22 protein-coding genes and 1 pseudogene are annotated in these 23,724 nt (G+C 56.7%); 12 read left to right on the top strand and 11 right to left on the bottom strand.

Features of this window, described 5'->3' with window-relative positions; genetic code table 11:
* Positions 1 to 5 precede the first annotated feature (5 nt).
* From AC5IJH_RS08885 to AC5IJH_RS08865, 5 genes are all read left to right on the top strand, one after another.
* Positions 6 to 863: a CBASS oligonucleotide cyclase gene (locus tag AC5IJH_RS08885; protein WP_491902455.1), complete on the top strand. Its 858-nt coding sequence runs from the start codon at positions 6 to 8 to the stop codon at positions 861 to 863.
* Positions 864 to 883: 20 nt separating this feature from the next.
* Positions 884 to 1,798, top strand: a complete 915-nt coding sequence (locus AC5IJH_RS08880; protein ID WP_491902454.1) for an S-4TM family putative pore-forming effector — start codon at positions 884 to 886, stop codon at positions 1,796 to 1,798.
* A 57-nt stretch (positions 1,799 to 1,855) separates the two neighbouring features.
* Positions 1,856 to 2,704, top strand: a complete 849-nt coding sequence (locus AC5IJH_RS08875) for a hypothetical protein (protein WP_491902453.1) — start codon at positions 1,856 to 1,858, stop codon at positions 2,702 to 2,704.
* Positions 2,705 to 2,970: 266 nt separating this feature from the next.
* Entirely contained in the window at positions 2,971 to 4,368 is a 1,398-nt protein-coding gene (locus tag AC5IJH_RS08870) for a hypothetical protein (protein WP_491902452.1), read from the top strand.
* The gene (locus AC5IJH_RS08865; protein WP_491902451.1) at positions 4,352 to 5,206 is read left to right on the top strand and encodes a pPIWI-associating nuclease domain-containing protein; all 855 of its coding nucleotides are present in this window, start codon (positions 4,352 to 4,354) and stop codon (positions 5,204 to 5,206) included. The genes AC5IJH_RS08870 and AC5IJH_RS08865 overlap by 17 nt, the downstream gene beginning before the upstream one ends.
* Before the next feature lie 88 nt (positions 5,207 to 5,294).
* Here the strand turns inward: AC5IJH_RS08865 and AC5IJH_RS08860 are convergent, their stop codons facing one another.
* Both AC5IJH_RS08860 and AC5IJH_RS08855 read right to left on the bottom strand, forming a co-directional pair.
* A complete protein-coding gene (locus tag AC5IJH_RS08860; RefSeq protein ID WP_491902450.1) occupies positions 5,295 to 5,924 on the bottom strand; it encodes a DUF2971 domain-containing protein in 630 nt (209 codons plus the stop codon).
* Positions 5,925 to 6,184: 260 nt separating this feature from the next.
* A complete protein-coding gene (locus AC5IJH_RS08855; RefSeq protein ID WP_491902449.1) occupies positions 6,185 to 6,793 on the bottom strand; it encodes a hypothetical protein in 609 nt (202 codons plus the stop codon).
* Between the two features lie 589 nt (positions 6,794 to 7,382).
* Here AC5IJH_RS08855 and AC5IJH_RS08850 point away from each other — a divergent pair.
* Genes AC5IJH_RS08850 through AC5IJH_RS08840 form a run of 3 tightly spaced genes read left to right on the top strand, consistent with a single transcriptional unit; the run spans position 7,383 to position 8,693 of the window.
* Positions 7,383 to 8,276, top strand: coding sequence for an ArdC family protein (locus tag AC5IJH_RS08850; RefSeq protein ID WP_491902448.1), 894 nt, complete (start codon positions 7,383 to 7,385; stop codon positions 8,274 to 8,276).
* Positions 8,276 to 8,428, top strand: a complete 153-nt coding sequence (locus AC5IJH_RS08845; protein ID WP_491902447.1) for a DUF6908 domain-containing protein — start codon at positions 8,276 to 8,278, stop codon at positions 8,426 to 8,428. The genes AC5IJH_RS08850 and AC5IJH_RS08845 overlap by 1 nt, the downstream gene beginning before the upstream one ends.
* Entirely contained in the window at positions 8,382 to 8,693 is a 312-nt protein-coding gene (locus AC5IJH_RS08840) for a DUF6908 domain-containing protein (protein ID WP_491902446.1), read from the top strand. The genes AC5IJH_RS08845 and AC5IJH_RS08840 overlap by 47 nt, the downstream gene beginning before the upstream one ends.
* Before the next feature lie 239 nt (positions 8,694 to 8,932).
* Here AC5IJH_RS08840 and AC5IJH_RS08835 read toward each other — a convergent pair whose 3' ends face one another.
* Positions 8,933 to 10,396 carry a hypothetical protein gene (locus AC5IJH_RS08835; protein WP_491902445.1) on the bottom strand — a complete coding sequence of 488 codons (1,464 nt, stop codon included), beginning with the start codon at positions 10,394 to 10,396 and terminating at the stop codon, positions 8,933 to 8,935.
* Between the two features lie 558 nt (positions 10,397 to 10,954).
* Here AC5IJH_RS08835 and AC5IJH_RS08830 point away from each other — a divergent pair.
* Positions 10,955 to 11,086 carry a hypothetical protein gene (locus AC5IJH_RS08830; protein WP_491902444.1) on the top strand — a complete coding sequence of 44 codons (132 nt, stop codon included), beginning with the start codon at positions 10,955 to 10,957 and terminating at the stop codon, positions 11,084 to 11,086.
* Positions 11,087 to 12,410: 1,324 nt separating this feature from the next.
* Here the strand turns inward: AC5IJH_RS08830 and AC5IJH_RS08825 are convergent.
* The 3 genes from AC5IJH_RS08825 to AC5IJH_RS08815 are packed head-to-tail and all read right to left on the bottom strand — an operon-like array spanning position 12,411 to position 14,446.
* Positions 12,411 to 12,932 (bottom strand): Dps family protein, encoded by a 522-nt coding sequence (locus tag AC5IJH_RS08825; protein ID WP_491902443.1) that lies wholly within the window; start codon positions 12,930 to 12,932, stop codon positions 12,411 to 12,413.
* A 43-nt stretch (positions 12,933 to 12,975) separates the two neighbouring features.
* Positions 12,976 to 13,419 carry an SRPBCC family protein gene (locus tag AC5IJH_RS08820; RefSeq protein ID WP_491902442.1) on the bottom strand — a complete coding sequence of 148 codons (444 nt, stop codon included), beginning with the start codon at positions 13,417 to 13,419 and terminating at the stop codon, positions 12,976 to 12,978.
* A 10-nt stretch (positions 13,420 to 13,429) separates the two neighbouring features.
* Complete coding sequence (locus AC5IJH_RS08815; protein WP_491902441.1) at positions 13,430 to 14,446, bottom strand: aldo/keto reductase; 1,017 nt, start codon at positions 14,444 to 14,446, stop codon at positions 13,430 to 13,432.
* Positions 14,447 to 14,817: 371 nt separating this feature from the next.
* Here AC5IJH_RS08815 and AC5IJH_RS08810 point away from each other — a divergent pair, with 371 nt between their 5' ends.
* On the top strand, positions 14,818 to 15,258 hold the full coding sequence (locus AC5IJH_RS08810; RefSeq protein WP_491902463.1) for a GlcG/HbpS family heme-binding protein: 441 nt from the start codon (positions 14,818 to 14,820) through the stop codon (positions 15,256 to 15,258).
* A 40-nt stretch (positions 15,259 to 15,298) separates the two neighbouring features.
* On the opposite strand, the gene fumC is transcribed toward AC5IJH_RS08810, so the two are convergent.
* The 5 genes and pseudogenes from fumC to AC5IJH_RS08785 all read right to left on the bottom strand — a co-directional run bounded on the left by fumC (position 15,299) and on the right by AC5IJH_RS08785 (position 21,150).
* On the bottom strand, positions 15,299 to 16,771 hold the full coding sequence (gene fumC, locus AC5IJH_RS08805; RefSeq protein WP_491902440.1) for a class II fumarate hydratase: 1,473 nt from the start codon (positions 16,769 to 16,771) through the stop codon (positions 15,299 to 15,301).
* A gap of 109 nt (positions 16,772 to 16,880) precedes the next feature.
* A complete protein-coding gene (locus tag AC5IJH_RS08800; RefSeq protein ID WP_491902439.1) occupies positions 16,881 to 18,263 on the bottom strand; it encodes an NAD-dependent succinate-semialdehyde dehydrogenase in 1,383 nt (460 codons plus the stop codon).
* A gap of 164 nt (positions 18,264 to 18,427) precedes the next feature.
* Positions 18,428 to 19,162, bottom strand: coding sequence for a type 1 glutamine amidotransferase family protein (locus tag AC5IJH_RS08795; RefSeq protein WP_491902438.1), 735 nt, complete (start codon positions 19,160 to 19,162; stop codon positions 18,428 to 18,430).
* Positions 19,163 to 19,218: 56 nt separating this feature from the next.
* A complete protein-coding gene (locus AC5IJH_RS08790) occupies positions 19,219 to 20,016 on the bottom strand; it encodes an alpha/beta fold hydrolase (protein WP_491902437.1) in 798 nt (265 codons plus the stop codon).
* 37 nt (positions 20,017 to 20,053) lie between these two features.
* Positions 20,054 to 21,150: pseudogene (locus AC5IJH_RS08785) on the bottom strand (NAD(P)-dependent alcohol dehydrogenase).
* A 364-nt stretch (positions 21,151 to 21,514) separates the two neighbouring features.
* Between AC5IJH_RS08785 and AC5IJH_RS08780 the strand changes: the two are divergent.
* The gene (locus tag AC5IJH_RS08780) at positions 21,515 to 22,204 is read left to right on the top strand and encodes a MarC family protein (protein WP_491902436.1); all 690 of its coding nucleotides are present in this window, start codon (positions 21,515 to 21,517) and stop codon (positions 22,202 to 22,204) included.
* A 139-nt stretch (positions 22,205 to 22,343) separates the two neighbouring features.
* Complete coding sequence (locus tag AC5IJH_RS08775) at positions 22,344 to 23,723, top strand: cytochrome ubiquinol oxidase subunit I (protein ID WP_491902435.1); 1,380 nt, start codon at positions 22,344 to 22,346, stop codon at positions 23,721 to 23,723.
* The last annotated feature ends 1 nt before the right edge of the window (position 23,724 follow it).

Below are 23,724 nucleotides of genomic sequence, written 5' to 3'. Positions count from 1 at the left end.
ATGGCATGGGATACATTGACGACGCATTCGACGGACTCAAGCGACAGTTGGAGATCACAGACACGGAGCTGGGGCTTGCATCCTCCCGCCACACTCTGATCCGCGAGCACATCGAAAAAACTTGGGACCTAGAAGACCACTTCCTTACCGGCAGCTATGACCGTCACACGAAGACAAAACGGCTCAAGGATGTAGACATTTTTATTGTGATTGATCCCAAAGGACGGCAAGGCGGTTTACTGAAGGGCAAGGGGGCTGCGGCAATCGCGGCGTTGCGCGATGTCGTCAGCACCCGCTGGCAGGATGTGGACACGGATGAGCACGTCGTGACGATCAACTACCAGGGGGAAGATGTCGCTTCGTATGAGGTCGCTCCGGTCTTCGCAAGAGCTGACGGTGGTTATTTTATGCCCAACGGGGATCACTGGATGGCAACCGATCCTAGCGAGCACGCACGGCTCGTCACGGAAAAGAATGCCGCGTGTGACGCGAAGTTTGTGCCATTCATCAAGATGGTTAAGGGCATCAATCGTGAAGCAAACGATGTGATTCAGCCCTCTTTCCTCTTGGAAGTGATGGGGCTGGACCTCGTACTGGAACCCTTCGGCCGATATCGAGACGAGATTCGCTTCTTTCTCGCGTCAGCCGCCGAGCGCATCACGGAAGATTGGCCAGACCCCGCAGGCCTTGGTCCCACGGTGAATGGCGGCATGTCCCGGGATAAGCGACTTCAAATCGCTGGCGTGTTAAGGTCCTGGCTTGCCATCGCGGAGGAAGCCTTGCTGCTGGAGAACGAAGGCAAAGAGCGTGCCGCTGTGGACAGGTGGCGCAAGTTGTTCGGTTGGCGGATGCCCCTGCCATAAATTCACTGGGAGATGACTTTATGAATAATGGAATCGGTGATCGTCAGAACACAGCGGACAGTCTACAGTTGCTCGCAGCGCAGCGCGTCTTCTATGCCAGAGCGAAGAGGCTTGCAGCCATCCAAGCGGGGCTGGCCGCGGTGGTTCCTGTAGTAGCCGCAGTGATGACGGCGCTTTGGCCAAAGGCTGCTGGATGGGCTGCGATCCTCGGCATTGGTGCAGCGTTGGCCGATACATGGTTCCTCGACCCCAAACAATCGGAATGGCGAAAATGCGGTGCCAACACACAAGAGAAATTCGACTGTGCCGTTCTCGTGATCGCGCATAACGAAGCATTGGAAGGCTCCTGCCCGACCCCCGAAGAGATCTTTGAAGCTGAACAGGAATATCGTCCGAACCCAAAAGTTCCTTTACCCGATTGGTATCCGAAGAAGGCGACCGAGTTGCCATTGGCACTGGGCCGCTTAGTATGCCAGAGAACAAATCTATGGTGGGACTCGAAGTTGCGGCGACGTTATCGCGGATGGGTGGTTATCACCTTGGTCACCATTACGGCTGCATCGTTCTTATTCGGGTTCGCAAAGCACTGGTCGCTGGAGCAATTTGTACTTGCGGTGCTGGCTCCGCTCTTTCCTGCGCTGATGTGGGCGGGGCGGGAATACAAACGGCAAACCGATGGCGCTACAGAGCTGGACCGGCTGAGAGATACCACGGAACGATTGTGGAATCACATGCTACAGAGCAGCGTCTTAGGGGTTGAAATCGAATCCAGTGCTCGTCCACTGCAAGACGCAATCCTGGTTGGGCGACGCGAACGCGCCACCGTTTTTGACTGGATTTACGGTCGCCTTCGGAAGAAACAAGAGGAACAGATGAACGTTGTGGCGGAAAAGATGAGTCAGGAAATCCGGACCCGCAGACCAGAACTCTTGTGAGGCCTATCGGGGATTCTAGTAAAACGATCACGCCAAAAACGCGGCTTGAGGTGAGCAATGGGAGAGGATCTTCTCAAGAAGTTGAAGGGTTTCTCGCGGACATTCGTTGTCCATTCAAACACTAATCCGTACGCTGCTGTCGCAGTGGCCGGAATGATGGCCGCTCGCAGTCAGGATGCTGGCCGTTATTTCTGTGTTTCAGATACGTTCGTTCCCATGCTGGACGCACTCGCACCGGAAGACCACAACAGTAGCCCCGACCCCAATCAGATCAACCTCAATTTCAAAAACGACTGGATCGGCTACCTGCGCGAGAGTGCCCTCCCTGCATGTGGTCTCAAGTACACCGAAAAGTTATCTCCAGAAGACAACACGACTCGTTTCCTGAATGCATATAACCGACGCATTCCATCGGCAAAGCCACGAACGGTTCACGTATCGAAAGATCTTGCGGTCCCACCGCAATTTCAGCAGGACTACGAAGCATTAGTCGCACTGCTCAAAGCTGGCGGCGACCTCAAGCCCTATCTTAGCCGTCAGGTCGCGAAGAGGAAGCGGCCCGATTGGCCCGATCCACTCCTGAACTCATGGGGCATCCAGCACCTCCACTTCCGGCGTGAAGGGACGGATCATCTGCTGTTTTGCGTCCTTGCCGACGCGGATGTCTATCTGATTCAGGTCTTCCCACATGGTCGAAGAGCAATGGGTCAACACCGAGCTCATTCAAATCTTGCACGACAACTGGCCGGAGACAATTGCACGCGCGAATCACAGCCTCATGAAGCCAGAGGCATTCGCTACGTCGAAGCGCCAATCACTTCGCAGTTACAACGCGAATTTCGCGGTGACTGTCGCGGACGGGACGGTTTATCTTCCCCCTGCGGGCGGAACAACCGCATCCGGTGACTCCATCGAAGACCACTACAACTGCAGGAAAATTTTCGACGAGCTCAAGTTCTGGCAGGAGATCATTACGTCGAATGTCGCGACAATTCGCTCGTCTCTGAACCAGCCGGATGCCAAAAAGCTGACGGTGCACATGGCATTCGAGAATCGCAGTTGCTGCTTCTATGAACCGACGCGCGCGGTACGGCTAGGCGGATTCGCAGGACTTCTAACCAGCTAGAAGAACGGACGTTTATCCGACGCCCTGCACGTATACAATTTCATGCTTGAGCGAGTGGGCAATCCTGCATTGCCCGGATCAGCCTATGCCAATTTTTGGACGACGACAGTTGCAACGAATGTTCGATGAATTAGGTCCGTGGCTTGATCGCGGTAAAGCCAAAGACCTTCTTAATCGTCTTGAGAACGAAAAGCCAAACCAGGCGTTGCCAGCAGAGTATGAGTTATCGATTAGCTGGGCTGTTTCCAAAGTTGCCATACTAGAGATCGACCGGCTTTCCGGAACCCGTACTCCAGACATTTATTCGCCCGACCTCCTTCCGTCAGGACCGATCATCGCCGACGTGGCGGCGCTAGATGACGTTTCACTATCCGGCGCTGATTCGATGCGAAGGGCGTGCAACATCATGAACGCACAAGCCGACCGTTTTCTCGCAAACAGTTCAAGCCATCTCCATTACACCTTTGACGAAACAATGGGCTATGAAAGAGCCCGGAATGGGAAAAGTGCGTTCTTCCGGCGGAGGCTCGTGCGTCGTGAGTTTGAATTAGACGAGGAGCTCCGAGGCAAACTAAAAACGTGGCTGTCCAATGGTCCCCCCGGTCAACCTCTAGCACTCAGGAATGCTGCAATCGCCGTGAACGTTGAATGGCGCGGCTATGTCCATCCGTTGTCCAACTACTTCTGCAAGATGCCTCCCTTGACCTATAACCTCAAGGAGAACCCGCTCTATGCGTCCTTGCGTCTCAAATCCAAACAACCAAGGGAAGCGGACGAAGGAGTACGGCGCATCGTCTTTCTTGGAGATGCCGGGTGCGGGTTGCTCAGAGACCTCAGTGTGCATAGGTCGTCCCATGACCACTTCTCTGGCGGCCAAGTCATTCTCAAGTTCTTGGACGACTACCCAGCGATCGACTTCGTGATGGTAATCTCTGCCAACCGGGAACGGCGCAGCTCTGGTAGTGGGAGTGAACGCTATTGGCAAGGCAACGTCTTCACACGACCTGGAGCGTTGAGCGAAGAAGATGCAGTCCGCTTGAACCAGCTTGTGGAGACGATGCCGCCGCCGCAACTGAGCGGATACACCGCCTATTCGTGGCATGAACAAGGAATGTGCCGCCCTGATGCGCGCGGCCATTATGTCCCGACACAGATGGGATTGGGAGGAACACGAGTAATGCTAAAAATCTCAGCACGAGCGGTCCAAGAACTGATCGCGGGTAAATTGTCTTACGAGAAATTCCAGCAGTGGACGATGAATGGGGAGAACCAAGTACGACGCGCCCTTGACGCAGGCATGACAATCACAGCGGCAAGCTTCGAGCCGAAGGGAGACAACGAGAACGACGATTATCTCGTTCTCGAATTCCGAGATGATGCTTCTGCAAGAACGGTACGCACGCCTGGGACGCTGAAGAAAAGCCCTTATGAGCCTGGCGGATGACAGCCTAACTAAAGATGTTCGCGAGCACTTCAAAGTCGAGATCGAGCGAAAGATCTTCGACGCCGCCGTATCGGGGTTCGACTCTGAAGACAATCCACTGCGCCTCAACAACTTTGCCTTCGCCATGCGCGAACTCGGTCGCATCTGGCTCGAACATCTTGCACCAAAGGAGGAGATCCAGCAATGCGAGTGGTTCGTGCAAAAGACCGAACTTCGGGAAAAGGATGGGGTCACACGAGCACAACGTGCCAAGTTCGCGGTTCAGGGGCCGCTCCACGATGATTTCGTTCGAGACAAGCTTCACATCGATGTGGATACCACGGTCAAGGAGTACACGAAGCTGATCGATCGTCTCAGCAGCTTCGGGCATGACATCGAGAAGAGTTTCGGTCTTCCGCCTGATGAGGCCGAACGTGAAGCGATGGATGCAATCGACACATTCGACCGGCTTGCAACTTTGATCACCGAGCGACATGAGAGTCTTCTCTCTGAAGCCGCAGATGCGGCAAAAGACACTCTTGCGGAAGAGCTGTTTGGTCAAGTCCAGTCGCAGTTGGACATTCTGTCAACAACGGTAGAGGGTGTTCACTTGGAGAGTCTAACGATCACTTCTCTCGATTCGAATCGCATCCTTTTCCAAGGTGATGGCAGCGTAGATGTCAGACTCCAATACGGCTCTGATGCCGATGTCGCTAGAGATGACGGTGCCGTCTCTTATGATAGCTATCCACTCGATTGCAAGTTTGAAGCAGATACGGAACACCCCCTCGAAATTTCGATCACGCCCGGTTCGCTCCACATCAACACGGACAGCTTCTATGAAGGTCGCGAGGAGTAACGTATCTAACATTCGTGATTCGGAGCTGTATATCTCCCTGCTCGTGTGAAGCGTCGTCATCGTACCGCATGAGCCTTAGACGCTGACATCAATTGCCGAACCCGAGCTGGTTCGCCACAACCCTAAAGCTTCTGAACGCCAGTCTCGCTTTCCTGAAAACGACGTTGGTTGCTACACCGGTTGCCGCACGCAGTTCTACTTCGGAAGCTGAGCATAGCGGCCCGGCAATCACTTCACGCAAAACGAGCTGATCATTGAAGTCGGCAAAGTATAAGTTAGTCCGCGTGTCTCGCTCCTTCAGGTCGGTATAGATCCTCGCTTCGTGCTCGTACTCCCAATCCATGTACTTGGTATAGAGAAGCCAATTCGGAACCTTCAGATCAATCATCTTCAGTACCGGCCTGGTTCTTCGGTAAGAAACCGGTCTTAATATTTGGTCGTCGATATCGAACCCCAGTGCTATGCCTCGATGCCTGTCTGCGTAGTGGCTCCAAAGTAACGGATTATGCCAGTCAAGGCTGAAACACAGTAGGCCACATTGTTGTGCCATTTCGTTCTTTGTGTCTTTAAGGGCTTGTCGGACGTGGCGATCCGGTTGCGCGATAGCCCAGAGCTCAAAAGGATCGTTGAGGTCGTCCAGCCGTGAAATTTTCAGACGTCGCTGACGAAGGTCATCCAGCCCATGCTGGAGAGAAACGAAGTGGTAGGCACGTTGCATTCAGTCCGTCTCCTACTTTCATAGCTGTATCACAAACAATGAGGACATCTTGTATTTGGATTTCTCCAAATCGTGCCCCAGCCTTGTGGATGATGCGGATCTGGAATCATCTCTGGATGCGTGTGATCGAGGAGACTTTCCGGGGGTAGCGCAGTCGTCAAACGAAACGTGAAATTAACATCGCGAACGGATGACTCACGCAGAGCTGTTAACCGCGTCCACTCTCGAAAAAGCTCTCTTGCAAACTCCGCTCTAGCCCGCTAAGTGGTCAAGCTTAGGCTTAGACGAAGATGCAAGAGCGTCGGGATACCACGCTTACGCAATGCCGGGTAGTACGCCTGTCCGAGATGGGCAGCAATCCATTCGCTACCGAGTATGAAGTAATGTCCGCAAGACTGAATCAGGTGGCGGCTATCAACCGCTACGAACATAGCGTCAATGTCAATGTCGTCTTCAGATGCGACTTCTTCGAACGATTGCATGAGGAAGTCAGCGTCTGTCGTGCTGATCTTCAGATCGCGAATGGATTCAACCAAGCCCTGCCGCCTTGATTCCCAGCTCGCAATCGAAAGTCCGCCACGAATGTATTCACCTACATCTATCGGTCTGCAGGCATGGAACACCCGTGAATCAAAGCCCTCAAGATGTTCCGCGAAATCGACGCACGTCTGCTCGAACTCGATGAGGAGAGATGACTCAAGCATCTCAATCCATTCGCAGTCATCCTGGTAAAGATCATTCAGGTCGTTTCGCCTCTGCCACGTGGCAATGGCACCATCCTCCAGTCGAGGATTTAGAAAACTACGAACCTTGGGCATCCATGTCGACGAGTCTTCCCAAGCAATCGGCATCGTTGTGACCTCTCGCATGGATGTATTTTATTGGGTTTGTCGTCTGATCAGACGAGGTTGTCGAACCTCCCGTCGTGAGGCAAGATCGTTCTCTCTGAGTAGACATGTCGAGCAGACACCGAGATCGGCGACTGTTCTTAGTCGGGGACAAAGATCGCTTTGCAAACCTAAGTGGCGACGTCTGTAGGGAGGAGTTGCACTCCTCGCCTGGCTCCAGCCGGGTTCCGCATCTTCCGCCACCCACCTCAGCGGCCTGTTCCTGCCGCAACGCGACCCTAGAAATCCTGTGCGCTGGCGCGCACGAATGCGGTTGACAAGCCTTTGCTAAGGGGCTCTGCCCCGATCGCGCGGCACAAGGGGTGTCCCCAATCTTCCGCGCGTCACCACCCCAGCCGTCAAAGAGCGCCTTCGGGGACCCCGGTTCGCTTGTGCAGACCTCCGCTCCGCTCCGTCCTTTTCGCTCCCGCTCTGCGTCCGCTCCAAGGATGGGGAGACCCCTCCCCCTGCGCCTTGCTACCCCCGCCTTCGCCAGGAGGCATTCGGCATGTACATGCCGCGATCCACGCGGACGTGCAAACGCCAGAGACGAGCCAAGGAGCCGACCACCATGACGAGCGCAGCTAGCCTCACCGAACAGCCCACCAAGAAGACACCCACCACCAAACAGGAACTCATCGCGGCCAACATCAAGCTCCTGATCGAGCAGTTGGAAGCAGGACACTCCGAAGCTCTCACTGACTACCTCACGGCGATGAGCCGGTTTCACAACTACAGTTTCGGCAACGTGCTCGAGATTGCACGACAGATGCCGACCGCGACCCGCGTGGCCGGGTTCTGGACATGGAAGAACCTTGGCCGAAGTGTGAACGCCGGAGCGAAGGGCATCCACATCCTTGCCCCGATCGTGGGTGTCCGCCGCAAGAAGGATGCAGAGGCCGAACAGGACATCACAAAACAGAACACCCGGGCCTTGCTTGGCTTCCGTAACGCGTACGTATTCGACATCTCGCAGACCAACGGCGCGGACCTTCCCGAGGTGCACCAGGTCTCGGGTGATCCCGGCGAGAGCATCGAGCGGCTGACCGCTTTCCTCACAGGGCAGGGCATCGAGCTTGTCTACACCCCAATGATCGCTCCCGCGCTCGGCATGAGCTACGGCGGACGTATCGCCATCCTGCCGGGTCAGACAAAAGCCGAAGAGTTCTCGACGCTGGTCCATGAGACCGCGCACGAAATGTTGCACAAGGCCGAGCGACGGACATCCACAACCAAGACCATCCGCGAGACCGAAGCCGAGGCGGTTGCCTTTGTGGTGGGCAAGGCCGTCGGACTCGTCACCGGCACTGCATCCGCCGACTACATCCAGCTCTACCACGGCAACGCGTCGCTGCTGGCCGAGAGCTTGGAAGTCATTCAGCAGACCGCGAGCGTGATCCTCGCCGCGTTGGAACCTGCCCCGCAGCAAGAGCAGGGCGGGGCATCGACTGAGGAGGCGGCGTAATGGACACCGTTCTCCGCATCCTCAAAGCCGCTGGAGGCTGGCAGCACGGCCTCCACCTGCACATCGACGACCCGCTCTATATGGCCTTGGTCATCGAGGCCATCGATGAATCTGGCCCGTCCGGTCTCCCCGCCCTCTCGGTTGCGCATTAAGGCCAGCAGAACGGCGACGCTATGCGCGATTCCTGAGATGTGTTTCGAACTGGCGTTTATCCAAGGCGCCATCCTCGACCCGTTCTACTACCGCAACGATTACGTCGGTATCGAGCAGTGGAGCCGCTTCCTCCGAGACGGTCAGTACCGCTGTCACATGCAGCTTCAAGCTCAGCACGTGAGGTTTGCCAAGTTGTGGAACAGGGACCTGCAACAGCAGGGATTTGCTGAAGCGTTCGCGCGTCATCGACAGCCACACGCTTAGCCGAGTTCTCCGCCTACGGAGCGGATACAGGGCAGCGTGTGCGCTCCACAACCGCAACGGTCGCGAACCCAAGCCCCAAGGAGGGCCCCCATCCGCTCGCTTCCCATGTCAAGAGCGGCTTCAGGTGTCCACCGATGTCCTTGCCGAACAGCGGAATATACTCAAGTCGGTCACGCCTAAATCCCTTCCATCTGTACTTCGAGGCACAGCACGAATTCTTTCGAGCGGGCTTCGCTCTTCTAGAACCGGGCGGTACCGCTGGTTAGAACGCCTGTGACGATCGGCTTGTAGCGCTCATCCGGCAACAGATGTCCTACAAACCGCATGAACCGGCTTGTGAAAATCGTTCCATGATCAGGTATCACATTCTGGTCCGTACTTATGACCCAGTAGGGCGTTCCATTCCAGCGATGGTCCTGTCCTGCAAAGGGTTTCGCCTCACTCACATGGAAGCAATGTTCTGGTACCCGGAAGTAGAAGTCGTCCGGGTCCCCGCCCTCGCAGTTCGGCGGAGTCACCTCCGCCAAAACATGGCTCTGAAATTCGGTGAGGTGCCCCAGTGTGTTCCGGTACAGTTTTCTCTTCGGCTCTGATATAGAAAAAGTATGTTTACCTGGCGCCCCCGCAGCAAACGCAGTCAGCGTTACATTTCCTGTCTGGCTGAGACTTTTAGGATAATACGCGACCGAGAATGCCACACCTGTAGCAGCATCGGCAGGTGTAGTAACCGAGGCAATCAAGGGCTCGGGCCCTACTCTCGGCCCTTCCGTCGTTCTATACTCCACCTCGTTCTTGCCGAGGAAATCCAACATACCCACGCCTTTTTCAGCTGCGGCTGCTTCATTGACATACAAGACTAAGTCCGCAAAGTTGGGCACCTTGCCGTTCGCGCCCGGCGCGATCTGTTGCGCGATTCTGTCCTTCATCGGTCTTTCAATCGACTGCTCTAGCAGCCGCGCGCCAAAGCTGTGTCCCACAAGAATTAGTAGCGGCTCTTTACCTTCTGGTTTGGCCGTCGGGTGCGCCACGACGCTCAGTCGTTCCAGATCATGAGAGAATGACATCGCGCTCGCCACCCGATCAGCTTCCGTTCCCCGCGAATACACAGAAATCTGCTGCGCTACCGGAAAAGCGGGCGAGATATTTGCCCCGTACCAGCTGAAGTAGATCCCGACTACTACGTGACCTTTCAGCGGCATCGATTTACCGACTCCGTTTCGCGTCTGTTTGACACAAGGAGTGTTCGCCGGATCCGCGTAATAACACCGGTACAGGAAGTTCAGTACGTGCTCAAACCCCTGTACGTTCTCGTCCTCCGGCGGGCGTCTGCTCACTGCCCCTGCGGCCGCGTTCCCAGGATTGTCACTGTGTTTCCACCCATGAACAAACGCGACGACGATCGGCTGGTGCTGAGGATCATCTGCAATCGCCTTCCGCACCAAATCAAGCGCGACCTCCATCTGGTCGCCGACTCGCCTGTTGGTGTCGCGATAGGGCTTACCCGCCTTGTCGTATTCGACAAACGCAAGGCACGGCCCTGACTCCGGCGAACCGCCATAGCCGCCAGCCTCCGTAAGATGGCCTTGCGGACTCTTTGCTGCTGCGCACAGCCTGCTCACGGGTAGAGCCGTGAGCGCATCCTTCGCTATGCTTTCCCGGAAGGTGGCATCTGGGCCACGCTCCACTACTGCGGGCGTCAACACCTGGACTGGACGATACGCCTTCGGTGCAACGCAACCACCGAAGAAAAACAGAACGCCAGGTACTACCGATTTACACACAAGCTTCCAAGGTCCTGACCCTCTCATTATCTGAAGCAATGCACACCTCTTCCGCTTACAGGATCAGCTTAGGTTTTGAGCCACCGTTCGGAACTCAAAGGGGCAGATAAGTTCGCAAGGTTGTGCAAATGTTAAGTTGAGGGAAGAGCCTATGTCGAGCCAGAATGCTCAAATGAATACCGGCTATTGCCTCGCCCTCTTCAGGTAGGAGAAGAGGGATGAGCTATACTCCGTCCAAAAGCTACCTAGGAAGGCCGGCGCAAAGCTCAGGGCCGCCCGCTGCGACACCGCACCAAATGTATTTGCTTTCCGAGGCTCCCATGGATACTGCGCGTATGCTCCCGCATAGCTTCCTACCAGCCGCGAGATCGCCGGCAAGCGCCTGTACACGTGCTTATATGTCGCAACGGCCTTATAACTGTTCTCCGGCGGCAACTGGCCGGCATAGGACAACCGCATCGTCACAGAATCGAGAAACGCGTGCCTCAGCCGCCGCCCTGGCGAGCAGTGGAACGCAAGTATCTGCTCTGCATTAAGGATTCCGAAGAGAAGCGGATCGTGGTCGCAGGCGACGTGCCGGGGGTCATCGTGAATGAGCCCTCCTACAATTAGCTGGGCCGCCGAATTCCCGGCGGATTGTGTGTAGCTTGCACCCACTCGGTAGCCGTAGTATTTCCACGTTCCTGGCCACTCCGCTGGCGTTCGGATTGCCGTTGTAAACACCGATCCAGTCATCGACAGGAGCAATGCTTTGTCCGTCAAGCCATTCGATACAAAATCATGAAGCCGCTGCCAGGTCGTGTATTCGCAATTGACGACCTTCAAGTCACTGGGGAAGCTTCCAGGACATGTGAATTCGTAGTCGTTGACAGAGTTGGCCGGTGGTGCAGCTTGCACAGCAGTCATGCTGGCCGCGGTAGCCGACTGTCCGTAACTGGATAGCTGGAAGAGGTTTAGACAAAAGGAGGCGAGGAGCAATAAATGCGAAACGCGGGTCTGCGTGGCCATTTGCTACGGCTCCTCACTAACGAGTTCTCAACTGAAGACTGACGGTGGCCCAACTATAAAGCCCATAGGCCACTTGTCAAGCCCTTTACTCACGATTACCTCTTATCGAGCCGCCAAGGGTTGCGCGAGGACGCGAAGCCAACAGCGCAAGACATTGTCCGTGGAGGGAGATGTCTCAAAAGACCTGTGCCTACTAGCTGCCGGCGCCAGTTTAGTCCATTCACCGTCTCTCAGACTTCAGAAGAAACCATCGCCCAACGCTTAACGAGATCGCCGATAAGTGGGAAGGGTCGCGCTTCGCTGATTGCGAAAAGTGAGAGGAACTGATTTCATTTGCGAAGTTCATCACCGCCCACAGGTGGTTCTTCTATCTGCGGTCGCCGTCATAGTGGCCATCGTTCTTGTTGTGCCGCTCCTTCGAAAAGATAGCCTTAGGGCAGCCGGGCGTCACATAAGGAGTTTCGCTTCTCTATTGAGGCAAGCAATCACGAACGCGCAACTGACGCGGTCAGCCGAAAGTATCCCGGCTCGGCACGCCCCTGGTCTATATGTTTGCCTTCAACTCTCCGAAGCGAAGTAGAGACAACGAACCTAACATAAAGAATCGGCCATTCCGTCGCTGAGTACCACCTGATGCGCATGGCGCCGAGAAATTAGCTTCCGCCCGAGCGGTGGCCGAATCGAAGGGTGGGCTTGCCATATCGTCTCAGCTGGCGCCAAATCGCCAATGCACTTATCGGCTATTGATCGCCAAATGAGTAGTACCGCACCCAGAGTGGCGACCCAGCGTTGCGCCGGGGGTGTGCCATAGATCGCGGCATGTGCGACAGTGCGGGTTCTGCGACGATCGTTCCATTCATGCCAGCTTCGTCCGGGATCACGCCCTCCTTGGTCCCCGATCTGCAGCGTTCCACGAGATCACGGCAGGTCAGCCTCTGTTTATCTCGTAGAGAAACCAAGAGCGCCTTTGAGCCTCATCGATCCAATTCTCGAGCACGCTCTCCGTGGCGACGTCGCCACAATCATCACAGAGATCATGAAGCTGTCTCATAGAGAGAACGAGGGCTTTATTGTCTTCCCACAGCTCCCCGATCATGCCTTGGGGGGTGACGTAGTCGGCGTCGTTGTCGGAGATCCGCTTGATCCGCGCGATGTGACCGATGGACCGCACGGTGGTGCCACCGAGTTTGCGGGCGCGCTCCGCAATATCGTCCGTCATGGCAAAGAGCTGGTCGCCATGCTCGTCAAGGAGAAGGTGGTAGTCGCGGAAATGCGGACCGCTCATATGCCAGTGGAAGTTCTTTGTTTTGACGTACAGCGCGAACACGTCGGCCAGCAACGCTGAGAGAGCCGCAGATATCTGCTTGACTTGTTCGGGTGCGATGTCGGTCTGTTGTGAGTGAGCAGCCAGCCGCCGCTCCTCCAGCTCATGTTCCGTCGGTTCTGCCATGGTAAGTCTCCAGTGTGGTTCACGACCCTGCGTTGAGATATGACTAGATAGTGCCGGGCTTCGCGGGTGCGCTGTTTGTAAACCGAGTCCCCAACCCTTTGAGCCCCTCGGAGAAGATTGTGGCGAATATGCTCTCCGCTTCTGCCGAGCTGATCGCCAACGGGGCGAACGTGGCAGACCACTCGATATCGGAGCCTAAACCGTTGCTTGCCGGGGTCACGGCAATCACCGCCAAGTAGTCGGTCACGGATATAGGTGATGCGACGATCGAATAGCTATATCGGCGACCCACCCGATCGTAGGACTCGAGCCGTTCGACAAAAGAATGCCCTGAAGGATCGTGGAGGTGGCGAATACGGCCTCCGTCGGCGAGCAGGCTTTGCCTGACTTCTGGCACCCAATCGGGCAATGAGCCGAAGCCGCCAATGAGCTGCCGAGCTTCATCTGGTGGGATGGGGAGATGGAGGGTAGCTTTTGCCGAAGCCATGCGGGTCTCCTTACTTGTGATCGATCGGGAGGGGAGCAAGAGGTGAAACAAGCTGCTGTTTCCGTAGCTCCGCCCAGAATTCGTGAGGGACGACGATATCGATTGCTGCGTGGTCCTCAGCGATCCGTTCTGGCTTGCTCGCCCCAGGAATGACAGCGGCACTTGCGGGGTGAGCAAGTGCGAAATGAAGGGCTGCAGCCTTGATCGGAATTCCAAAGGTTGCACAGAGGCTCTTGAGACTTTCGACCTTCTTCAGGATCGCAGGAGATGGGGAGGAGTATTCAAAGTGCTTGCCTCCCGCGAGGACGCCTGACGAATAAGGTCCGCCCACTACGATGTCCACCCCCTTCTCCGCGCACGCAGGCATCAGTCGCTGCAGGGCGAGGTCGTGGTCAAGGAGGGTGTAGCGTCCGGCGAGGAGGAAACCGTCCGGGTGAGTTTCTGTCATGTCGATCGCGAGTTCGCAGGGTTCCACGCGGTTCACGCCGAGACCCCGGGCCCTGATGACCTTTTGCTCTCGAAGCTTCGTCAAAGCGACCATCGCGCCGCGATGAGCTACTTCGAAAACACGAACCCAGTCATCACCATGGAAATCACGGGCGACATCGTGAATCCAAACCATGTCAAGGTGGTCTACCCCGATGCGCTTGAGACTCTCCTCAATGGACCGTACCGTGCCATCCTCGGTGTAGTCATACGCCACCTTGTTGCGGTGACCGTGTTTGAAGAGATCGCCCTTCTCCCCGAAGCTCTGTACATCCTGCTCGAGCTCGTCGAGGACGAGGCGTCCTACCTTGCTGCCGAGAACGTAATCAGAGCGTTTGTGCTTGGCAAGCTCCCTGCCCAACCGAACCTCGGAGAGGCCTGCGCCATAGAAAGGTGCCATGTCGAAGAAACGCGTTCCTGACTCCCAAGCGGCGCGCACCGTAGCTGCGGCCTCCGCATCAGGGATATTACGAAACATGTTGCCGAGTGGCGCAGCCCCGAACCCTAGCGGACCATTCTTCATAAATTGTCTGATGCCCATGTTGCTCGTCGCCTCGATCCGCTGAACCTGAGAGGCGAAGTGTCGGACTCCGCCAAAGACGCCAGAGACGGACCATGTTCCTCACATCTGCAGTATCCGCGGGGTTGAGATGGCACACAATTCCATCAATCTTGAATAGCTGGTAGGGAAAGGAGTCCGCTGCGCATCGTGTGTGCGTATTTGAAAGATGGAATATCCAGCTCTTCGAGATCTTCATACTCTGTCAGCACGTAGTCCTGTCACGGCTGCTTGCAGGCGAGCGCGGGAAACAGAAGTTCTACCGAGTATGTAGTCCTAACTTGGCGGGCGCGAACTCGTCGACTAGCTCGAACCGTGGTGCAAATATCCCGCACTATCTGAATGGAGGAAATATGCCTAGACAATACTGGACACTTACACTAGCGGAGGCCAAGCAGATGTTGGCGGGCGCAGAAGCGAAGGCGGACAGCCTAGGGATCGCTTACAACATTGCCGTCGTTGACGCCGGCGGTCACCTGCTGGCTTTCTCGAGGCAAGATGGCGCGCTTATAGGCAGCATCGATCTTGCCATTCATAAGGCATCGACGGCGAGAATCTTCGATAAAGCCACCTCGTACCTGGCAACTCTCGCTCAGTCCGGGAAGCCACTGTTTGGGATCCAGCAGAGCAATGACGGCAGGGTGGTCATCTTCGGAGGCGGCATCCCGATTGTCTCCAACGGAACCATCATTGGAGCCGTAGGTGCCAGCGCGGGGACCGTTGAGCAGGACATCGCAGTGGCCGAAGCAGGTGCGGCCATGCTGGGTGTTAGCGCCGAACGTGCTGCGCAGTAGTGCGGCACTGCTGCCTTCGTGGCGATTCAACTTGCGGCGCTTATTCAGGCAGATTGAGAGCAGTATTGCCCACCATCTGGAGAGGATTGACGAGTCTGTCAAAGGTCTCTGTGTCGATGAGCTTAGTCTTGATCGCCGCGTCGCGTAGTGTACTGCCATCATGATGGGCTGTGTGCGCGATCCTGGACGCGTTGTCATACCCAATGACCGGGCTCAATGCAGTTACGAGCATCAGGGAGTTCTGGAGATACTCCTTAATCTTCTTGTCGTTGACCTCTGTACCTTCGACAGAATAGATGCGAAACTTCTCGCATCCATCGGCCAGGATACGGGCCGAGTGAAGGAAGTTGTTGATCAGGATTGGGCGCATAGCATTTAGTTCAAAGTTGCCCTGGGACCCAGCGAAAGCGACGGCGGTGTCGTCTGCGATGACTTGAATGCAGATCATCACAATGGCTTCACACTGCGTGGGGTTTACCTTGCCAGGCATAATGGATGAGCCCGGCTCGTTCTCGGGGAGGATGAGTTCTGCGATTCCGCAGCGAGGTCCTGAGGCGAGCCAGCGCATATCGTTGGCGATCTTCATCAACGCAACTGCAAGCCCACGCAGTGCAGCATGCGCCGCGACAATGGCATCGAGCGATCCCTGCGCCTCAAATTTGTTCGGCGCTGTAATGAAGGGATAACCGGTGAGGTTCGCGATCTCCTCCGCGACCTCAACGCCAAATCCCTCAGGTGCGTTGATGCCGGTGCCCACCGCGGTTCCGCCTGCGGCAAGCTGATGCAGGGCGCCGAGGGAAGTCTCGATGCGCTCGAGGGCGTTGTAGACCTGCATCACGTAGCCCGACCATTCCTGCCCCACGGTCAGCGGCACGGCGTCTTCGAGGTGAGTGCGCCCTATCTTGACGACTTGTTGCCACTGCCTGGCCTTCGTCTCCAAGACTTGTTGTAGAGAGCGAGCTTTCGGCAGCAATCTCTCGTTGACTTCTTTCACGGCAGCGATGTGCATCGCCGTCGGGAACGTATCGTTGGAGCTCTGCGACATGTTCACATGATCGTTGGGATGTACCGGCTGTTGCGAGCCGATGACACCGCCTGTCAGCTGAATTACGCGATTCGAAATGACTTCGTTCACATTCATGTTGCTTTGTGTGCCGCTACCGGTTTGCCACACATAAAGAGGAAAGTCGTCGTCCAACTTGCCGGCGATCACTTCGTCGGCGACCTTGATGATCAGGTCGGCATTGTCTTTGGGCAGACGGCCCAGTTTCTGGTTGACGATGGCGGCGGCCTTCTTCACGTACCCGTAAGCGCGGTAGACCTCGATGGGCATACGATCATTGCCGATGGAGAAATGAATCAGCGAGCGTTGTGTTTGTGCCCCCCACAGGCGCTCCGCAGGAACCTTCACCTGCCCCATTGAATCGAACTCGATGCGCCACTTTCCGCCGTCCACCAGGGCGCCTGGCGTATAGATGGCATCTTTCAGTTGGGTGTCTTCCACTAGTGACATCGTGGGGCTCCTTGCCGCATAGATTAGGAAGCGGCTAATCCTGGTCGCTACTGCCTCGGGCGATCAGGAAGGTTCGCGTTGCAATGTGCGCCTAATGGTGTTCGACACGTCAGCCGAAATTTTCGATCCAGACGGTTTGCGCATTGACGAAGGCATGAGCGCCGAAGTGCGAGAGTTCGCGACCGTATCCGCTGTTTTTGACTCCACCGACAGGCACGCGTGGATCGGTCGCAGTTACGCCGTTGATGAAGACACCGCCCGTGTAGAGATCGCGAGCCACCTTGCGCGCCTTCTCAACATCGCTGGTCCAGATGTTTCCGCTTAGCCCGAACTGGCTTGCGTTTGCGGCGCGAATGGCTGCATCCAGATCAGGAACGCGTGTGATCGCTGCGACCGGGCCGAATGTCTCCTCATCGAACGCCGGCATGCCCTCTGTCACCCCGGTTAAAACAGTGGGCGTGTAGAAAGCACCGTTGCGCTCGAAAGGCTTTCCGCCACAGAGTACTCGGGCACCCCTGGCGACACTGTCTTCCACCTGCTTGTGGAGCGAGTCACGCAAGTCGATGCGCGCCATCGGGCCCATGTCCATCGCGGGGTCGAGCGGATTCCCGACCTTGAGAGATTTCGTCGCTTCTAAGAACATGTGCTCGAATTGGTCAGCGATCTTTTCCACGAGGATGAATCGTTTGGCAGCCAGGCAAACCTGCCCGGCGTTGTGAAAGCGCCCCCTGATGCCGGCGGCCACTGCCTTCGGGATGTCCGCGTCTTCACAGACAATGAACGCGTCCGAGCCGCCCAGTTCCATCACTGTTTTCTTTATGACTTTGCCGGCCTCGGAAGCGACGGCGGACCCCGCGCGAACGCTGCCTGTGACGGATGCGCCCTGGACGCGAGAATCGTTGATCACGTTGACGACGTCGTCCCTTTTGAGGATCAGGTTCTGAAACGTGGCTTCCGGGAAGCCGGCCTCGAGCATGATCCGCTCGAATTCGAGCGAGCTTCTCTGTGTGTTCGTGGAGTGCTTGACCAGTACGACATTGCCTGCAAGCATCGTCGGCAGGGCCATGCGCGTTAGCTGCCAGATAGGGAAGTTCCAGGGCATGATCGCCAGTATCGGACCGAGCGGGAGATACGAGACGTATGCATTCACGCTGCCCGTTGCGGCCGGCTCGTCCGCCATAATCTTCGGACCGTGCTCGGCGTACCAGTCTGCCTCATGAGCGCACTTTTCGACCTCAGCTTCAGCCTCAGCAAAGACCTTTCCCATCTCGGTGGTGATCACCTTTGCGAGCTGAGCCTTGTTCTTTCGCAGGGCTGTGTCGAGATTGGAGAGCAACTGCGCCCGCTTATGGACTGAGAGCCTGCGAAACGAGTTGAAGCTCTTCTCGGCGCGCGCGAGGATCTCTTCTGTCTGGGCAGGCGTGAAGTAGGAGAAGGACTCGATCTGCTCTCCCGTGGTGGGATTTACAGTGCTGAAGCCTGATGTACTCATAGTTGCTCCTGGCATGGAACGACGAGGTCCGGAGCTGAACGCCCAGGACCGGTCGGTTGTATAGCCTTTCGCCCACGGCACAGATGCTTGCTGAAGGCCTAGAAAGTCGCGGGAGCCCGAAACGTAAGTCTTCTTTGGCGGGGGATTACAAAGAGCAAAGAAGCTTAGGGGCGCATTGCGTTATCGAACAGTCGCACAATTCTTTCTGCAGTGCTGCGGCCGCTTTCAGGGTTTGTCCCTGTGACAAGGCGGCCTGAGGTGACGGAGTAGTCATCGAAAGCGCTCATGGCAGTGCTGTAGTAACCACCAGCTCCGGTCACAGCCTCGACGATTGGAACGACCTTGTCTTTTCTCATCCGGTCGAGGATGTTGAAGATGAGCTCACCTTCGATCGTGAATCCTGTGACCGTCTTGCCATCGACGATGGACTTGCCGGTCTTTGCGTCAATGACTCCGGGCAAGATTGCTGGTCCATGGCACACCGTCCCGACGATGCCCCCACGATTCCAGACGTCCGCGGCGATTGCTTGCAGGCAAGTTGCGCTCGGGTAGTCATAGAGGGCCGCGTGACCCGCGGACGCGAAGAAGACGCCGTAATCCGCTGGATTTAGATCCTCTGCCTTGTTGAGCTTGGCCAGCTTAGCCATGAAGGGATGATCAGGGTTGTTGTAGACAGCCTTGTCGCTTCCAGAGAGGAAGGGCGGCTGCAGGGAGTTGTAGTCGAATCCAAAGGTGCCGGTTTCAGACGCGAGGTCCACGTCAAAGCCGGCAGTGGTAAGGACCTCGAATGGGTGCAGCGCCTCGACGAAGAAGAGGCCCGTTTTGTGACCGTCCGGATAAATCGCTCCCTGATAGCTGGAGATCGCGATGATGGCTTTGCGAGGAAGACTCTTCGACATGACTGCTCCTTTGGTAGATGGATTGTGGTCAGGCATTTTCGGCAGGATCGTCGCGCCTATGGCTGAGGCTTGACGGCCGCCTTCAGCGAGCCCTCAGCAGCCGCAGTGATGACGTCTGCGACCTGTTCTGGCTCTTGCAGCATCGCGACGTGGCAGGTGGGAAGCTTCACCGCGACTCCACCAGATCTCTTTGCAGCATCCTCTTCCATGGCCGGGCTTAAGGTGCGGTCGTTCATCGATACGACATGCCACGAAGGCTTCGACGTCCAGGCTGCGTGGGTGAGCTTCTCATCGAACATTGGCCCGTAAGTCTGTCCTTGAACCGCGAGCACGAGGCGGCGCTCCGCCATAGGCAGTCCATTCGCGAAGTCATTGATGACGCCGTTTTCGGACAGTGATGCAAAGTGTTCTGCATCGACCTTGATCTCTTTCACTACGGGGGTTGGGCCGAATGGCTGGCCGGTCTCGTTCGCGGATTTGCCGAGGTCGGGCATCCATGCGGCGACGTAAACGAGCCCAACAACCTTCGGGTCGTCTCCTGCCTCGGTGATGACGGCCCCTCCCCATGAGTGACCGACAAGAATCGTGGGACCATCCTGCAACGCAAGTATGCGGCGTGTGGCGTTCGCATCATCCGCAAGTGAGGTGAGAGGGTTCTGCACAGCAACCACGTGAAAGCCGCGCGCCTGCAGAAGGGGAATTACTTTCCCCCAACTGGTTCCGTCGGCGAAGGCCCCATGGACCAGTACGATGTTTTTGACGCGCGGAGGTGTCGTTTGAGCATGGCCGACACCTCCGACGAGGGTGGTCACTCCGATGCTTCCTGCAAGTACCGTTTTCACGAGCTTCGTCATTGTTTTCTCCTGAAGTGGGGTGTTATACAGCCGAGAGCTATTTCTTCGGCGCGTTGGTGGTGGATCCATTCCACGGGACGTCAAACACGATCACGGCTCGGCCGATGATCTCGCCGGCGCGGAGTAGCTCGAGGTTCTCATTCACATCCTTGAACTGAATCCGCTTGATGGTGTGCTGGATCTTTCCCTTCTGAGCGAGTGCAAGCACCTCCTGCAGATCGCTGTAGTTCGCCCAGAAGGAACCGTGGTATGTGAGTTCCCCGGCAGTGAACGGGAACAGAGGGATGTCTATTCTTGTACCGACCAGACCGACAGAGACGAAGGCGCCAGAAGTGTGGAGCAGGCCAATGCCGGTCTGAATGGTTTCCGCGGCTCAACGCAGTCAATGGCCGCATCAAGCTTCCGCGCTCCAGTCAACTTGAAGAGTTCATTTTGAATATCAGCCAGGGCCTTGCCACGGGTGTTGATGGTGACGTCTGCTCCGCGTTCTTTCGCGATAGCAAGTTTCTCGTCGTTCCGCGCGAATGCGACGACTGTCGCTCCACCCGAGAGGAGCTTCGCGTATTGCACTGCATAACTTCCCAAGCCACTGGCCCCGAATACACCCATGACGCGGTCAGCCCTGAGGACACCGGCAGCGCGCAGCTTTTTAATGGCGCGGTATGGTGTGACTCCTGCATCGGTCAGGGGCGCGAGCTCTTCCCAGTTGAGCCGATGTTCGACGCGGATGAGCTGCCGGTACGGCACCGGGATGAATTCGGCGTAGCCGCCTGGAGGCCCAAAGCCCGGCCAACTCCCGTGCTCGCAGAGTTGTTCGTCGCCGACGCGACACTGACGGCATATCCCATCTCCCCATCCGGCAGCGACTACGACCTGATCTCCGATCGCAAGCTGAGCGGACTTCGGGACACGGTCACCGATCGCCTCAACCAGCCCTGCAATCTCGTGTCCGGGGGTGATAGGGAAGGTCGTCTTCAGCGCTTCCGCAAAGTAGCCGTCGATGAGCTGTACATCTGAGCGACACATTCCGGCTCCCCCAACTCTCACCAACACCTGATCGGAGGCCATCTCTGGAACCTGGATGTCCTCAAGCTCCAATGCCTGTTTGTACCCGTGCATTCTTGCTGCGAGCATGTCCTTCTCCTGGGTAGATATCCACCATCACGACTGCACGTTCGCTCGATTCCGTCATCGGGGGTCGGTGGCTCCTGCACACGCTGCCTGCTTCTGGTAACCGGCGATTAGCAGCTTGGGCTGATGCCTTACTCGAAGGAGATGTGCAATCTGACCTGCGATACAAGCCATGAGTTACTTGATAACGCGGCGAGGATGATGTGCCAATTCCATCTTTATTGAACCGTGTCGGAAGACGATGCGCTGGGCGAACTCAAGTCGAGTTGTTGAAGACGGCGCGCGGCTTCCATGCAAAGAACATGGAATATGCAGCAATCCGCCGGGCCGCTAGAGTTTCTCAGATGGGGGCGGCACCATGTCGTGCATGATTGCAGCTCACGTAAGGGAATTCGAAACATATTCGATCATGGGATTCAGCGCTCTTCTTCCGCTGATCAATCCGCCAGGATCCGCATTCGAACTACAGGGCGTTGTCGGGGTGGCTGGAGGCGAAACGTACAAGCTTCTGGCGAAGAGAATCGCGGTGGATACGGCCATCTTCGTGGCACTGGTTGCGGTACTCGGTCCGTACGCTCTTCGTTTCTTCGGCATCTCTGTCGAAGTCCTGCAATTGGTAGGTGGGGCGATCCTTGCAGCAATCGGGTGGCGCTTGCTAAACAGGCCGACGAGCGAGCAGAAGATAGCGGGTCCGGGCGTCCGCAGTGCTGCGGAGGAGTGCGTCGCCAACTGCTGGCAATCGAGAACGTTCTATCCGCTCACGTTTCCCATAACAGTGGATCCGGGCACCATCGCCGTGACGCTGACGCTCAGCGCTCAGGCCAACAGTCTTCAGCTTGCCGATCGGATAAGCGCATTTGCGGGACTGTTCCTAGGTGTTGCTGTTCTGAGCGCGATGGTTTTCGTTTGCTATGCGTATGCCCCGTTCGTCGCCGGAATGGTGCCTTCTGCACTCGTCCATGGCGTGCTCCGGATCATCGCATTTCTAGTGATGTGTATTGGCGTGCAGATTTCCTGGAATGGAGTTCATACGCTGCTCAGGGCGGCGGTTTCCTGAGCGCAGGCACAAGGACTGCGCGCATACAGGGAAGATGGAATGGAGCATTCAGACAGATTCATGGAGGATGCTCTTCAAGCGAGACACAGCATCCGCTACTGAACGGTCGGCGTGGGCAACGCATCAGGATGATCTTCGCTTGGCGCAGGGCCACTCTTGGAACCTTAGGCAAAGTCGCTGTTCGCGCTCGGGTGGACACATGATAAGTGATCTTTTGTCTGCACGTGCTCAGATGGGCATGTCTCTAGGTTTCCACATCATCTTTGCTGTCATGGGTGTCGCTTTCCCGCTGATGATGACGATCGCGGAGTGGAAGTGGCTCCGCACACGAGAGCCTGTTTACCTGGTCTTGGCAAGACGATGGGCGAAGGGAGCTGCGATCCTCTTCGCTGTAGGCGCGGTGTCAGGAACGATTCTTTCCTTCGAACTAGGGCTGCTATGGCCGCGATTCATGGAGAACGCGGGCTCAGTGATCGGGATGCCGTTCTCGCTGGAGGGCTTTGCATTCTTCACGGAAGCTATCTTCCTGGGTGTTTACCTTTATGGGTGGAATAGGACGCCGGAGTTTATCCATCTCCTCTCTGGTGCAATCGTTGCGGTAAGTGGCGCGGTTTCCGCGATATTCGTCACCTTTGTGAATGCGTGGATGAACACACCTGCGGGCTTCACGCTGGTGAACGGTGAGTTCAGCCGGGTGGAACCACTCAGAGCCATGTTGAACCCGGCTGCTGTTCCTGAGGCGGTTCACATGGTGCTCGCTTCCTACTGTGCGGCAGGCTTCGCTACCGCAGGGGTGCACAGCTGGTTGATGCTGCGGCGGGGGCGAAACCGCTTCGATGAGGTTGCGATCGGCATCGCACTGTCCGTAGGCGGTATTGCTGTGCTGGCGCAAGGAATGAGCGGTGACGCACTGGCGCGAATGGTTGCGCGGACGCAACCGGTAAAGCTGGCCAGCCTCGAGGGTCAGTTCCGGACGGAGGTAGGCGCGCCATTACGGATCGGCGGTTTGCCGGATGAGAAGGAGCGCACCACCCGGTACGCACTCGAGATCCCGCACGGATTGAGCCTGCTTGCGTTCCACAAGCCGGATGCGCTGGTGAAAGGCCTCGATGCGTTCCCCGAAGAAGACTGGCCCCGCGTCCCGCTCGTCCACCTGTCGTTTCAAGTGATGGTAGGGCTTGGCAGCGTGCTCACTCTTGTTGCGCTCGTGGGGGCTTGGCTAGCGTGCAGACGCAAACCTCTATGCACACACCGAAGATATCTGGTGCTCCTTGTGGTTTGCGGCCCCTTGGGGTTCGCAGCTCTCGAGGCGGGGTGGATGGTGACTGAATTGGGCCGGCAGCCCTGGGTCATCTTTGGAATACTGCGGACACGAGACGCGGTGACAAAGGTTCAGCACCTCCAGGTCCCGTTTGTGCTTGCTTCACTACTCTACTGCGTTCTGGGCGTCGTGGTGGTATGGCTGCTTGCCGCCCATGTGATCGCTGATCCAAGAAGCCACGATGCTGACGCTGTTTAGG

The organism is Candidatus Dedyshia acidiphila (assembly GCF_051025295.1).
Taxonomy (GTDB): Bacteria; Acidobacteriota; Terriglobia; order Terriglobales; family Acidobacteriaceae; genus KBS-83.
The sequence above is the reverse complement of the archived record's forward strand: the minus strand, read 5'-3'. Positions and strand labels throughout refer to the sequence as shown.